This is a genomic window from Aquipseudomonas guryensis (assembly GCF_014164785.1).
Classification (GTDB): Bacteria; Pseudomonadota; Gammaproteobacteria; order Pseudomonadales; family Pseudomonadaceae; genus Aquipseudomonas; species Aquipseudomonas guryensis.
Window position 1 is genome coordinate 551742 of sequence record NZ_JACJFN010000001.1, and the last position, 12843, is coordinate 564584.

Annotated in this window: 12 protein-coding genes; 1 reads left to right on the top strand and 11 read right to left on the bottom strand. The window is 63.3% G+C overall.

The genetic code is table 11. The features are described 5' to 3' along the window. The first annotated feature begins 4 nt into the window (after nucleotides 1-4). Complete coding sequence (locus H3H45_RS02515) at nucleotides 5-619, top strand: BUD32 family EKC/KEOPS complex subunit (protein ID WP_182832170.1); 615 nt, start codon at nucleotides 5-7, stop codon at nucleotides 617-619. On the opposite strand, the gene H3H45_RS02520 is transcribed toward H3H45_RS02515, so the two are convergent. The 11 genes from H3H45_RS02520 to rfaP are packed head-to-tail and all read right to left on the bottom strand — an operon-like array spanning nucleotide 589 to nucleotide 12758. Next, nucleotides 589-1407, bottom strand: a complete 819-nt coding sequence (locus H3H45_RS02520; RefSeq protein WP_182832171.1) for a lipopolysaccharide core biosynthesis protein — start codon at nucleotides 1405-1407, stop codon at nucleotides 589-591. The two genes, H3H45_RS02515 and H3H45_RS02520, sit on opposite strands and share 31 nt — an antisense overlap. Nucleotides 1408-1411: 4 nt before the next feature. Beyond that, nucleotides 1412-2656, bottom strand: a complete 1245-nt coding sequence (locus H3H45_RS02525) for an O-antigen ligase family protein (RefSeq protein ID WP_182832172.1) — start codon at nucleotides 2654-2656, stop codon at nucleotides 1412-1414. Then, nucleotides 2598-3707, bottom strand: a complete 1110-nt coding sequence (locus H3H45_RS02530) for a capsular polysaccharide export protein, LipB/KpsS family (RefSeq protein WP_182832173.1) — start codon at nucleotides 3705-3707, stop codon at nucleotides 2598-2600. The genes H3H45_RS02525 and H3H45_RS02530 overlap by 59 nt, the downstream gene beginning before the upstream one ends. Nucleotides 3708-3764: 57 nt before the next feature. Then, entirely contained in the window at nucleotides 3765-4841 is a 1077-nt protein-coding gene (locus H3H45_RS02535) for a polysaccharide pyruvyl transferase family protein (RefSeq protein ID WP_182832174.1), read from the bottom strand. A 4-nt stretch (nucleotides 4842-4845) separates the two neighbouring features. Then, the gene (locus tag H3H45_RS02540; protein ID WP_182832175.1) at nucleotides 4846-6111 is read right to left on the bottom strand and encodes a capsule biosynthesis protein; all 1266 of its coding nucleotides are present in this window, start codon (nucleotides 6109-6111) and stop codon (nucleotides 4846-4848) included. After that, complete coding sequence (locus tag H3H45_RS02545; RefSeq protein ID WP_182832176.1) at nucleotides 6108-7244, bottom strand: glycosyltransferase; 1137 nt, start codon at nucleotides 7242-7244, stop codon at nucleotides 6108-6110. Before H3H45_RS02545 ends, H3H45_RS02540 begins: the two co-directional genes overlap by 4 nt. After that, nucleotides 7231-8985 (bottom strand): carbamoyltransferase family protein, encoded by a 1755-nt coding sequence (locus H3H45_RS02550; protein WP_182832177.1) that lies wholly within the window; start codon nucleotides 8983-8985, stop codon nucleotides 7231-7233. Before H3H45_RS02550 ends, H3H45_RS02545 begins: the two co-directional genes overlap by 14 nt. Continuing rightward, nucleotides 8976-10454 (bottom strand): lipopolysaccharide kinase InaA family protein, encoded by a 1479-nt coding sequence (locus H3H45_RS02555; RefSeq protein WP_182832178.1) that lies wholly within the window; start codon nucleotides 10452-10454, stop codon nucleotides 8976-8978. The genes H3H45_RS02550 and H3H45_RS02555 overlap by 10 nt, the downstream gene beginning before the upstream one ends. After that, the gene (locus H3H45_RS02560) at nucleotides 10454-11197 is read right to left on the bottom strand and encodes a lipopolysaccharide kinase InaA family protein (protein WP_182832179.1); all 744 of its coding nucleotides are present in this window, start codon (nucleotides 11195-11197) and stop codon (nucleotides 10454-10456) included. Before H3H45_RS02560 ends, H3H45_RS02555 begins: the two co-directional genes overlap by 1 nt. Further along, complete coding sequence (locus H3H45_RS02565; RefSeq protein ID WP_182832180.1) at nucleotides 11194-11931, bottom strand: lipopolysaccharide kinase InaA family protein; 738 nt, start codon at nucleotides 11929-11931, stop codon at nucleotides 11194-11196. Before H3H45_RS02565 ends, H3H45_RS02560 begins: the two co-directional genes overlap by 4 nt. Next, entirely contained in the window at nucleotides 11928-12758 is an 831-nt protein-coding gene (rfaP, locus tag H3H45_RS02570) for a lipopolysaccharide core heptose(I) kinase RfaP (RefSeq protein ID WP_182832181.1), read from the bottom strand. Before rfaP ends, H3H45_RS02565 begins: the two co-directional genes overlap by 4 nt. Nucleotides 12759-12843: the final 85 nt, after the last annotated feature.

Genomic DNA, 12843 nt, shown 5'->3' on the forward strand with positions numbered 1-12843 from the left:
CAAGATGCGGATTGTAACAGCGAACGAATTGCAAGATTGGCTGAGCCAGGGCGAGGTGCTGGAAAAAGACAGTCACGGCGTGAAGGTCGTGCGGCTTGCCGATGGCCGGATTCTGAAAATATTCCGCAGCCGCCGCCATCCGCTCATCGCCAGGTTGCGCCCGGACGCCAGCCGTTTCAGCGAGAATGCCAGCCGCCTGCAGAGCCTGGGCATCCAAACCCCGCAGGTACTCGAACTCGGCTGGATCGAACGCAAGAAAGCCATCAGTGCATGCATTTACCAGCCCCTGGAAGGTCAGCCGCTGGACAAGCTGTTTCGTGACTCACGCCCCCAGTTCGACGCCTTGCTCCCGCAACTGGCAGGCTATATCCATGACCTGCATCAGCGCGGCATCTACTTTCGCTCCCTGCACCTGGGCAATGTCCTGCACACCCCGGATGGCGGCTTCGGCCTTATCGATTTCCTCGATTTGCGCTTCAAAGGGCGCCCACTGGGACGCATGCTCGTGCGGCGCAACTTCCGCCATCTGCATAGCTACCTGCAGCGGCGCAAGGTGCCGCTGTTTCCCTGGAACGAGCTGCTGGCGGCCTACGAGCTGGCGAGCAAGCGATCCAGCTGATCCAGGCAGAGCTTGGGTACCAGCTCGGTGGGCAGGCGGCTGTGCAGTGACAGGTTGTAGACCTGGAAGTCAGGCTTGATCACCCGCTCAGCCATCAGTTCGAAGCACGGCAGGATGTAATCGTCGTAGTCACCATCGAGGCGACTGCGCACAGCATCCCCACCCTGCTCGTAGAAGCGTCCCTTGCTGGAATCCAGGTCCATGCCGACCACGAAAACCTGGCTGAACCCCAGGTGATAGGCCATCTGGATGCCGGCGTAGGGAATGGTCCTGCTACTGAAATAACCCTTCTCCAGATTACGACTGAAGCCAATGCGATTGGGCTTCTGGCGGAACCAGGAAAAATTGCACTCGAAATCTGCATCACATCGCGCCATGCGAGCAAACGCCCGGTCGCCCAGCGCCTCGCCCCCTTCCGGCGGACGATTGACTCGCTCGAAGTCATATACCGAACGGCCATCCAGCGCGTGTGGCTCACGCTCCAGCAGACTTTCGATCACGCGCGGACTCAGGGCCAGATTCGCGGCCAGCGCGGTGGCCTGCAGCAGCAGAGGTAAACGATTGCGCACGAAGCTGCTGTCATCGCAGAGATAAAAATACGGAGTAATCCCGGCCTCGGCGAAGCAGCTGATTGAGCCGTTCATGGCCAGCATGGGGTACCTGGCATAGCGCTGCAGCGGGAAGTCTTTGACCGACGGCCCCGACGCGATGATGAACAATGCGCCCTGGCAGGTACCACGCAAGCTTGCAAAGGACTTGAGCGGCGTCCCGTTTCCCACCACAGTCATTTCTCTATATTCCCTTTGAGGCTTGCAGGCTTACACCGTCACTTGCCGGCCGCCTTGCCGCGAGAACCATGCTCAGCGCAACGGGCAGCCAGGTGATCAACCAGTCTGCATTGGGCTTGAGCCAAAGGCCGATGCCATCCGTCAACAGGGCAATACTGGAGAACACCCATAGCGCCAGTAACGCCCGCCCCAAAGGCTCGGCCCTGTTCTGCCACGCCCGCCAGGCCACGCTGCCCCAGAGTAGAGCGAACAGCAGCAGCCCCGGCACGCCCAGGCGGATAGCCACGTCTAGGTACATATTGTGCGGGTGTTTGAACACCTGCCCACTGCTTGGCACGAGGATCTCATAAGTATTGAAGCCAAAGCCCAGCGTCCAGTTTTCCAGCAGGTGGCGCAGCCCTCCAGCCAATAACTCCGGTCGGTACGACAATCCTCTCTGCATCAGGACTTCGGGTATCAAAAGAGCAGCCAGCACGCTGAGCAAAATTACCGTTATGGCCGCAAGCACGCCCAAACGGGTTGGTCGGGCAAAGGCCATAACCAAGGGCACCATGAACAGTGCCAGCCAGACCCCACGCGTCTGGTTAAGCCCCAGAAACGTCAGATAGCCGAGCGCACTTACGGCATATAGCGTCAGCCAGAGGAAACTGCGCGGTTTCTGCCAGAGAAAGGCCCCAATCACGGCCAGCGCGCCAACTGCATGGGCAGCCATGATCGCCCTATCCCAAAGACCGATGGCAATCAGCCGCGAGCCTGCTGGAAGCGGAGAGGCAAACTGAAAATAAAGCACGGACAGCAGAGCGAATAAACCGCCGAGCAGAGCTGCAGGACGCAGGAGCATCTCGATCGACCACTGGCCTCTGGAAGCCAATACCACCCCAAGCAGGGACAGCAGGACATAAACCGGCCGCTTGGCTTCACCCAGTGGATCCTGCCCGCCCTTCACGACCAGCACGACCATGACCCAGGCAGACAGGGCAATAAACAGCACCAGCTCCGGCTGCTTCAGCAGCTTGCGAAAATCGCGCAGGAACAGGGCCAGCAGCGCAGGCAGCCATAACAGTAAAATAAGCGACTGATGATAAAGCTTGCTGCTTGGCAGCACCCATGCACCACACAACAGCACTAGCAAGCCCAGCGCGGCCCAACGCGACAACAGCTGCGGCGACAACCATTCACTCAATCGCACGTTATCGCCCCAATCTTTGCATTCGACTCGCCACTCGCTGCAATTGCGCCACATCGGCATTCAACCAGCCACCCTCGACACAATATTCGCCAGCCATGTAGCGCAGAAAGTTCTCGCGGATCCGCTCATCCAGCGACCAGTCGGGAAACGCGCGTGCCTGTGCAATCAGCTCGTCTGCGGAATCGGCATGGCTGACCAGGCCCGGAATATTGAAAAACGCCTGCCCGAGGGTCAGCACCGGCTTGCCGAGCAGGATGCTTTCCAGACCCACGGTCGAGTTCAGCGTGATGACGAACTGGCTCGCCTGGATCAGCGCCTGGGTATTGTTGCCATTGGCGAACAGCAGCCGCTCATTACTGCGTGCCTGCAGCTCCGGATAGGACTCTCGGCTGGCCGGGTGCTCCTTGAACACCACCGTCATACCGGTCTCTGCCACCAGGCGCTCACCCAGGGCAAACAGCTGACGCATATCCGCGACCCAGGGGGAGAACAGCCGCACTTGCGTATCACGGTCATCCTGGAACGGGATAAAGACGAAACGCTCGGGCAGCTCGATCTCCGGCAGCCCAGTATTGCGCGGTTTGCGCGGCACCAGCGCCAGCTCAGCACTGGTAGCACCCTCCGGCGCCTGGTAGTCGCGGAAGAAAGCGGCATCGCGCGGCACCGAGTTGCGGTAGTTGACGCCCTTGGTGTCCAGGGTCGTGGTGTTCGGCAGCAGGCCGTTCTCGAAGAAGAACGTCTGGCAGTCCTGCGGCAGCAGCGCCAACAGCAGCTGACAATAGCGGTGCGAGCCGTTCCACATCGCCACATTGACGGGCTGTTCGCGCAGCAGCAAAGCCTGCACACGCAGGGCCATCCAGGCCAGCTCCAGGCGCAGCAACAGCTTGTACAGCCCGCCCTCGTACTTACGCTTGACCCGCCGCTCGTGGCACTTCTCCTCGATCAGCTGCGACCAATTGATGCGTTTGACCACATGCGGCAATTGCCAGGGCCTTGGCCAGGGCATCTGGGCTGGAACCACCACCTTGCCCTCAAGCGCCGTTTCATCGAGCAGGCGCTGGAAATACAGGCGTTGATGCTTGGCCAGGGCGAAGAATAAAACCTTGTTCATCTCTTGATCTCGCTAGCTTCCATTCACTCGGGCCATGCGACCCGAGCCGCCGTCAGGCTATTGCGGGCGCCCTTGCGGCAAGCGCGCGGCTACAACAGCCTCGGCAATTTCTACAAACATCTGCTGGGCTTGCTGGCGACTGCCACGCACGAAGTTAGCCACTGCCTGGCGCTCCGCGTCGTCGAAGGCAATACCAGCACGCGCCGCCAGCGCCGAGGCATAGTCGGGGTAAACACGGCCTTGCAACTGGCAGGCCTCAAGCAATGCTTCAATCTTGTGGGTATTCGAGCCGATCGCGAAAAATGGAGTGCCCGTCAGCAGGCAGAGCGTAACGCAGTGAAAACGCCCGGTAATGACGCCCTGGCTAGCGGCCAGGCGCCCGAGGAACGCGGCATCACTGGTCGCACAGTATTTCCAGCGCAGAAGCCTGATCTGCTTGCGCTCGATCGTCTTTCCCAGCGTTGTCTGCTGCGCCTGGCGGCGCGCCCGCCAGGCCTTGAAACGGCTGCGCAGACTCTTCCAGACATAAGCTGGAAAGCCCTTGCCGGTTTGGATCAGCGGCAACGCCTGGATGCTCAGGTAGCCAATCGCAGGGTCCGCCGCCTGCTGCAGCGCCGCCCAGGCTTCCTGAGTGCGCTCCTCATAGAAGCTGCCATTGACCAGGAAACCCTGGCGCTGCGCCTGTGAGGACGGCGGAATCATGCTAAGGGTCAGATCGGGCACCACTCGGCTGGCGATCCCGACGGCAGCCAATTCAGCCTGGCTGCGCTGATCGCGCAGGTAGATCCCACTAAACGCCCGGGCCGGCTCGATCAGTTGGGTATTGCGTTGCCACACGCTATTGATCAGGAAGCACGGCACACCGCGTTCGCGACAGAACGGCGCCAGCGCCACCAGCATCTGCGCCGCCCGCGCATCATCGTGCAGCGTGCCTTCGCCATTGATCAGGCACAGATCGGCGCTGGCGATATCCTTCTGCAACTGCGGGTCGTCTCGCCAATCGTGGCGCATCGGACAGGCCCTGACGATACGAATCCCTGCCGCCGCGGCGAGCTCATAGATCTGCTTAACGACGATCTGACAGCCGTAATGTTTGTTGTGCGACGTGTCGTTGAAGAGGATGGCCTTCAGCATGCGGTTACTGCTCGACGGTGGAGGTGAGGGCTACGGACACGCCCGATGGACGACGACCTTCAAGCAGGTTCGTTAGCGCCTGGATATTCCAGGCCAGCCCGGAGCAGCCATGGGCTAGATGATATTCGGCAAAATCGGCACTGCGCGCCAAGGCTGCCGCATGATCCTGCTCAATCCCACTGACTGCTGTTTGCAAGCCTTCGAGGGTCGCAACACAAGGGCCCAGAAAGCGCTCCTGGGCGAAGATATCCGCATCATCGCTGGCATTCACATAAAGCAGCGGGCGCCGCGCCAGGGCGGCTTCGATCACCGCGTTGGACATGATGTTGACCACCACCGATGCGCACGCCAAGGCCTCGGCCAGACCACAGTCGCGCGGCAGCACCTGGACATTATCCAGCACCGAAGCCTCTTGCTGCCAGAACGGTACCTGGCTGCGCGGATGCGCCTTGACCAGCACCTGGTAGTCGGGATTGCGTGCCGCCCAGTCGCGTAACAGCCGATAGGTGCGCTGGTAGCCCGCCTCCTTTTCCTTGTCCGGCCCGACCCCCAGTACCAGCAGCACCCGCCGCCCCGGATCGGCTGGGGCCAGGTCGAAGGCCGTATCGATCATGTGCGAGCCAGCCAGCAACGCGGTAGAACTACCGAAACGCAACGCGCGCGCCTGCAGGGCTTCCAGCGAGCTTTGCCCGAACAGGAAGTAGTAGTCGTAGTCATTCATGCCCAGCCGCCGTGAGCTCTCCACCGTGGTGGCATGCGCCAGGTGCACCAGCAGAGCTTGCCGAGCGCTCAGCGCCAGACGCAGGAACGGCGAATACAAACTACCGTTGCGATCATTCAGCACAACCTTCGGCGTGTAATGTTCAACCAGCCACTCGGCATGCGCCGCATAAGCGAAATAACGCAGCGGCACGGGCTGGGGTGGCCGCCGCAGCAGGCGTTCGCGCAGAAGGGTGCTCGCCTCGGGCAGGGCTGTTTCGATCAGGACGTGGCCACGATTGCGCAACGCCTCGATCAGCAGCTTCTTGCGCTGGAAGCCAATGACCTTGGGTGCCGACTGCAGCAACAGGAAGTCGCAGGGCTCGCCACCCGCCCCTGACGCCAGGCGAAAGCGCGCGAGCAAACCGAACAGCGTGTCGCCCAGCGCCTCGCGCAGGAAGCGTAACGCGCTGCCGAGCCAGCCATGCCGCTCGCGCAGCAGCAACCAGCGATAGCGATCCAGAGCTGCCGCCTTGCCCGCCCACTGCCTGCCAACGGTGTCAGCACTCATGCCAACCTCAGCGCCGCCAGTTGCGGCAGCGCCCAGAAGCACTGGCGCACCGCCGCATCGGAAAACACCTCCAGCAAGCGCTGCACCATCCGCTGCTGCAGTGCCGGGTCGGCCGGTTCTTGCGCCTGCTGCACCAGAGCCTGGGCCAGCGCCACAGCATCGCCGAGGGGGAACAGCTGACCACAGCCGGCCACTACCTCGCGGCCACCGCCACAGTCGCTACCGATCAGCGGCACACCGGCGGCCATGGCCTCCAGCAAGACCATGCCGAACGGTTCGTGGTCGGAGCTCAGGGCGAACACATCGAAGGCCTTGAAGTAGTTACGCCCGTTTGCCACCTGGCCGAGAAAGCGCACCGACTCACTGACGCCCAACTCACTGGCAAGGCGCTTCAGCGCCGTTTCCAGCCTGCCGCTACCCATGATCGCCAGCAGGCTGCCGGCCGGCAGCGCAGGCAGGGCCAGGGCGAAACCGCGGATCAAGGTGGCCTGATCCTTGTCCGGGTGCAGGCGGCCGACATTGCCGATCACCCAGGCGTCCTGCGGCAGGGCCAGGGCCTCGCGAGCCACTGCACGACTGCACTGGGCAGCCTGCACGGTGGCGATATCGATGCGGTTGTACAGGGTCGCGATGCGCTCGGCCGGCCACCCTGGCAAGCAGGCGCGCATATCGTCGCGTACCGCATCGGAGACACCGAGCAAGGTCAGGCGGCGGCGGAAACAATTGATGAACAGCTGGCGCGAGCGCCGCTGGTACACGCCAAAGGCATGCTGCACGCCGAACACCGGCAGATCGCTGCCGAGCAGGGCGATATAGATCGGCTTGAAGCGATGAGCGATACACAGCTTGAAATCGCGCGAAGCGGCGATGCGCTTGAGGTCGCGAATCGCCTTGAGCTTGAGGCCACGGACCTCACGACTGGAGTAATCGAGGAAAATAACTTCGTCGGAAACCGAGCCGGCTTCGACCTCCGCGCTCGGCGCACCAGTCAGGTAGACGGTGCAGACTTTGTAGCGCGTACCGGCAAACAGCGCGGCGTACTGCCGCGCGCAATCGAGGAAGGGGCCGTCATAGCCATGGCAAAACTGCAATATCCATTGCTGTCCGGCCCCTGCAACCTCAGATGTTGTCATACCAGTCCTTGCCGTCCTTGACCACGAGGATGTCTTCCATGATCAGGTACTGCAGGTCGGAGCCGTAGAACATGTTCAGTGCGTCGGTCGGCGAGCAGATCATCGGCTCGCCGCGGCGGTTGAGCGAGGTGTTCAGCGACACGCCGTTGCCAGTGAGCTTCTCCAGCTCCAGCATCATGTCGTAGTAGCGCGGGTTGTACTCGCGTTTGAGTACCTGGGCGCGCGAGGTGCCATCCTCGTGCACCACTTCGCCTACGCGGGTCTTCCACTCTTCGTTGACTTCGAAGGTGAAGGTCATGAACGGGCTCGGGTGGTCGACCTTGAGCATCTGCGGGCCGACGGTGTCGAGCATCGACGGGCAGAAGGGGCGCCAGCGCTCGCGGAACTTGATCTGCTCGTTGATCCGGTCAGCCACACCGGCCACGCTCGGGCAGCCGATGATCGAGCGACCGCCGAGGGCGCGCGGGCCGAACTCCATGCGGCCCTGGAACCAGGCCACCGGATTCGCGTCGACCATGATCTTGGCGATGCGTTGCGGCATGTTGTCGATCTGCTTGAACACCGGCTTGCTCGGGTGACGGGCGCAGGCGGCAATCACGTCTTCGTTGGAGTACGAAGGGCCGAGGTAAACGTGCTCCATCTTCTCCACCGGCACGCCGCGCTGGTGCGAGACGTAGGCGGCGGCGCCGACCGAGGTGCCGGCGTCACCGGAAGCGGGTTGGACAAACAGCTCCTTCACTTCCGGACGGGCGATGATCTTCTGGTTCAGCTTGACGTTCAGCGCGCAGCCACCGGCAAAGGCGATCTTGCCGGTTTCCTTGATGATGTCACCCAGGTAGTAATCCATCATTTCCAGCGCCAGCTTCTCGAACAGCGCTTGCATGCTGGCGGCGTAGTGAATGTAGGGATCGTCGGCGATATCGCCCTGGCGTTTCGGCCCCAGCCACTCGATCAGCTTGGGCGAGAAGTAGTAGCCCTTGCCGTTTTCCTTGTAGCGACGGAAGCCGATGACGTTGGCATAGTCGGTGTTGATGATCAGCTCGCCGTTCTCGAACTTGGCCAGGCGCGAGAAGTCGTACTTGGCCGCGTCGCCGTAGGGCGCCATGCCCATGACCTTGAACTCGCCGTCGAGCATCTCGAAGCCAAGGAATTCGGTGATCGCGCCGTACAGGCCGCCAAGGGAATCCGGGTCGTAGAATTCCTTGATCTTGTGGATCTTGCCGTTCTCGCCGTAGCCGAAGAAGGTGGTGGCGTACTCACCCTTGCCGTCGATGCCGAGGATTGCGGTCTTCTCGGTAAAGCCCGAGCAGTGGTAGGCGCTGGCGGCGTGGGCCAGGTGGTGCTCGACCGGCTCGATCTTGACCTTCTTCAGGTCGAAGCCGAGCTGCTGCAGGCACCACTGGATGTGCTTGTAGTAACGCTTGTAGCGGCGGTTGCCCATGAGGATGGCGTCGAGAGCACGGTCCGGCGCGTACCAGTAGCGCTTGGCGTACTGCCAGCGGGCTTTCTCGAAGATGCTGATGGGCGCAAACGGAATCGCCACCACGTCGACGTCGCCCGGCTTGATCCCGGCCTGCTCCAGGCAGAACTTGGCCGACTCGTAGGGCATGCGGTTCTTCGCGTGCTTGTCGCGCACGAAGCGCTCTTCTTCGGCGGCCGCGATCAGCTTGCCGTCGATGTACAGGGCGGCGGATGGATCGTGACTGAGCGCGCCGGACAGGCCAAGAATCGTCAGTGCCACAGAGAAAACCTCAATTCAGGGCAGGTGCCGGGCACCTGCGGTAAACGTTCGTCGAGCAGCTGGAACAGCGGTGAGTCAGCCGGCCAGTTGCGCAGAAAGCGCGCGCGATCGCGGGCATAGGCCCGGGCGAAGCTGCGCGCGCGGCGATGTTGCTGCATGGCATCCAGGTCGATCAGCGACCAGCAAGCCCGCGCCTCATCCCAAAACAGGTTGTTGCCCTTGAAATCCCCGTGGCTGATGCGTTCGCGCAGCAGAGCGGCGAACAGGCGATCCAGGGCCTGCAAGTCGATTTCAGGAGGCAAACTCAGCCCATCCTGAGCCAGGTAGGGCTGAAAACGGGCGATTATATCCTGCCCGCCGCAGTATTCGGTAATCAGGTAGGCCGGGCCGCGCAACCAGCACCAGCGCCGCTCTAGCACGGCCAGCGGACGCGGGGTGGCGATACCCAGCAGCTCCAGGCGATGGCCCTCGCGCCAGCTGTGCCAGGCGCGACTGGGGCGCCAAAAGCGCTTGAGCCAGTGAGCAAGGCCCTTGATGTTGTAGCGCTTGACCACCAGTTCACGCCCGCCCTGACGCACCTGGGCCACCGTGGCGGAACCGCCCAGCTTCAGGGCACGCCCCTGGGCGAGCAACGCATCGGGCTGAGCGAGCAGAGGCGCCAGATCGGCGGCACAGTCACGGCGCACCACGCGCAAGCCGAATGCGCCGATCCGGGCGCTGAACAGGCTGCAATCGCGGGCGATTTTCTGCATATAGTCGCGCAGGCGCCAGCGCCGCACCTTGCCCACCTCGACCAGCAGGGCCTCCAGCGGCAGGGCGTGCTCGCCATTGGCCAGCAGGTAGTGCACCAGCAGTTCCTCGATGAAGGGCTGCAGCTCGGCGGGCAACTGGGCGAAGAACATGCCCAGATTGGCCAGCACCCGCGCGCGCGACAGCGGCTGCCCGGCGACTTCGACCTGCACCCCGCCGCCATCGATGATCGACACGCAGCCGGCATGGCGCAGCAGGTTGTCCAGATGCAGGTCGGATTGCCACAGCCCCCTGGCGTGCATCTGCGCGATCGCGGCCAGGGCCTCGCCCAGCACGGCCTGCTGCGCGTCGCTGAGCAGTGGCTCACGCTCCACTGCACGCCAGGCGTCCCACAAGCTTTCGGCACCGTCCAGATAGTCGAACAGCAGCCAGCCGCCCTGGCCCGCCTGCCAGCCCTGGGCCAGCAACTCGGGCGTGCGCAACCCCTGCTCAGCGAGCAGGCGGGCGCCCTGCAGCTCGCGCTGGAAATGCCGATCGGCCTTGCCGCCGACCAGCAGTTTGGCCAGAACCGGACGCCCCTGCCACAGAGCGAGACCGACGTAGCGCTGATCCGGCAGCACGCGCAACAGGCGTTGCAGCTCCAGCTCTTCGCCGGCCAGTTCGATGCGCAGCGGCAGCGCAGGCTGACGGCCGGCCTGGGCCAACTGGGCAAGCCGCATCAGCGTGCTTCCTTGTGCCGACGCCGAGCACCCAGGTGCTGCCACCAGCCCTCCAGATCCCCCGCCGCGCCCAGATAGGCCGCCAGCAGCTCGCGCACCTCGGCCTCACTCCAGGCACTGGCGCGCCTCAGCAGCGGCTCCAGGTCCTTGATACGGTCGCGTCGGCCGAACAGCAGCGGACGGGTCTTCTCCAGGTCGATCAGCTGCGCGGCAAAACCCTCACCGGCGGCCTTGAGGAAAATATGCTTGGGGTAGAAGCAACCATGCATCTGCCCGGCATCGTGCAGGCGCCGGGCCAGTTCGCCGCAGGCGCGCAAAATGGCCTGGCGAGTAGACCCGAGCACGCTCTCCCAACCTTGCAGCCAATGGTCGAGATCCTGCCAACCATCCAATGCACGGGTCAGCAGGATGGCGCGGCGCTCACCGGGTAAGCGCCGCTCGGCAAAGAAGGCCGCCTGCAGCGCAGGAATGCCCTGCTCGCGGTAGCGCTGGATATTGCGGAACTCACGGGCAAAGGTCGGCTCACCGAAGGGATGCGCCAGGCTGCGGGTCAGGTGGTTGCTCTGCCGTTTGAGGTAGAAGGCCGTCTCGCCCAGCTCCAGGCGATACACGCTGCTCCAGCCGCCGCGCTCGGTGTTGGGCTCGTCCACCGCCTCCAGCTTGAGCGCCCACAGCGCGTCGAAATCAACCAGTCCGTGGCGTTCGAGGATCGCGCGATCCTCGGCGGCGATAAAGTCGCTCATTCCCTGCCCTCGAAGAATTTCACTATCTCTCTCACCCGCCGCTTGTCCCCGGCGCTCAGGCGCTGGCGACCGCGATACTGCAGGTAGAAACGCAGGCGCTGGCTGCGCGACAGCACCTGGCTGGCCACCTTGTCCAGGCAGGCCAGGTCCTTGATGATGCGGTAACGCAGGAACGGCCCCCACCAGAAGGTGCCGGTCGGGCAATCGATCAGGAACAGCTCGGCGCGATCGTTGACCAGCAGGTTGCGCCACTTCAGGTCGTTGTGGGCGAAGTGGTGGTCGTGCAAGGCACGGGTCGCCGTCGCCAGTTGGCGGCTGACACCATCCACCCACTGCAGGTCGCGCAAGCGCTCGTCGCGGCGCTTGGCCAGTAGCGCCAGGTCTTGGGTGTTCTCCAGCTCGCGGGTGATCAACGCGCCGCGCAGGAAGGCGCCAGCCTTGCGCTCCAGGCCGTAGCCGACGATGGGCGCAGTGGGAATGCCCCACTTGGCGAAATTCTTCAGGTTCTGCCACTCGGCCTTGACCCGCGGCCGCCCCAGGTAGCGGCGCAAGCCCTTGCCGGCGCCCCAGTAGCGCTTGACGTAGTAGCGCACGCCATCGCGCTCGATCAGGATCACTTCCGACAGCGGATCGCGTGTCAGGCGCTTGCCCTCCAGGGCGAACACCCGCTCCAGGCTGGCCAGCTCAGCCGCCAGCGGCGCAGACAGCTCGGCATTCAGACGCCAACCACTCATCCCTGCGCTCCCGGTGCGTATTTGCGGGCATAGCGCGCCAGCAACCGATCTGCCTTGCGCTCCAGCCAGCCCAGCAAGCGGGCCTCATCACGCAGGAGGGTGCGCAGCGGCTGAGCGCCCTGCAGGGCGCTGAAATAACCGCGCAGAAAACGCAATTTGTCACGCCGGGTCAGGCCGATGTTAAGCGCCGAGAAATACAGCGCGGCCAGGTCCTTGTTACGCCAGCGCAGCGGCACGGTGCGGCGCACCTGGGCGCGGTGCAGGTCGATCACCGACAGGCGGAAATCGTCCGCCGTTACCAATTTTTCGGTATGCAGCAGGAAGTGGCAGATGTAGCAGTCGCGGTGGTTGACCCCGGCACGGTGCATGCTGCCAACCATCTTCGCCACTTCGGCGATCAGCGCACGTTTCAGAAGCGGCTCAGGGGGCTGCTGCAGCCAGTTCAGGCTGAGCTGTTCGAGGTCGGTGGTTGGCGCCAGCTCCTCGGTGACGATAAAGGAATGCTGCGCCGCCGGATTGCTGCCGCGCTCGCCATAGGCCACCGCCGTCATGGTCGCCACGCCCGCCTCGGTCAGACGCTGGATGGCCTGCCATTCCTGGGCCGCGCCGAGCACCGGCAGCTTGGCGCTGAGCAGGTTCTTGGCGATCTCGACCCAACCGACACCACGGTGAATCTTGACGAAATAACCGCGCCCGGCGACTTCGGTGCGCAGGGTGCGGCGGCCTTCCAGCTCGCGGTAGACCTGGCCCTGCAGACGCTCGACCTCGATAAACGGGTCTTTGCCCTGCCACAGCGACTGGAAAGGTTCAGCGAGGATCAGGCGCATGGAACCTTCCTGTAGGAGCAAGCTTGCTGGTGATCCGAGCAGCACAAGAGCATCGCCAGCAAGCTGGCTCCTCCAAGATCAAGAA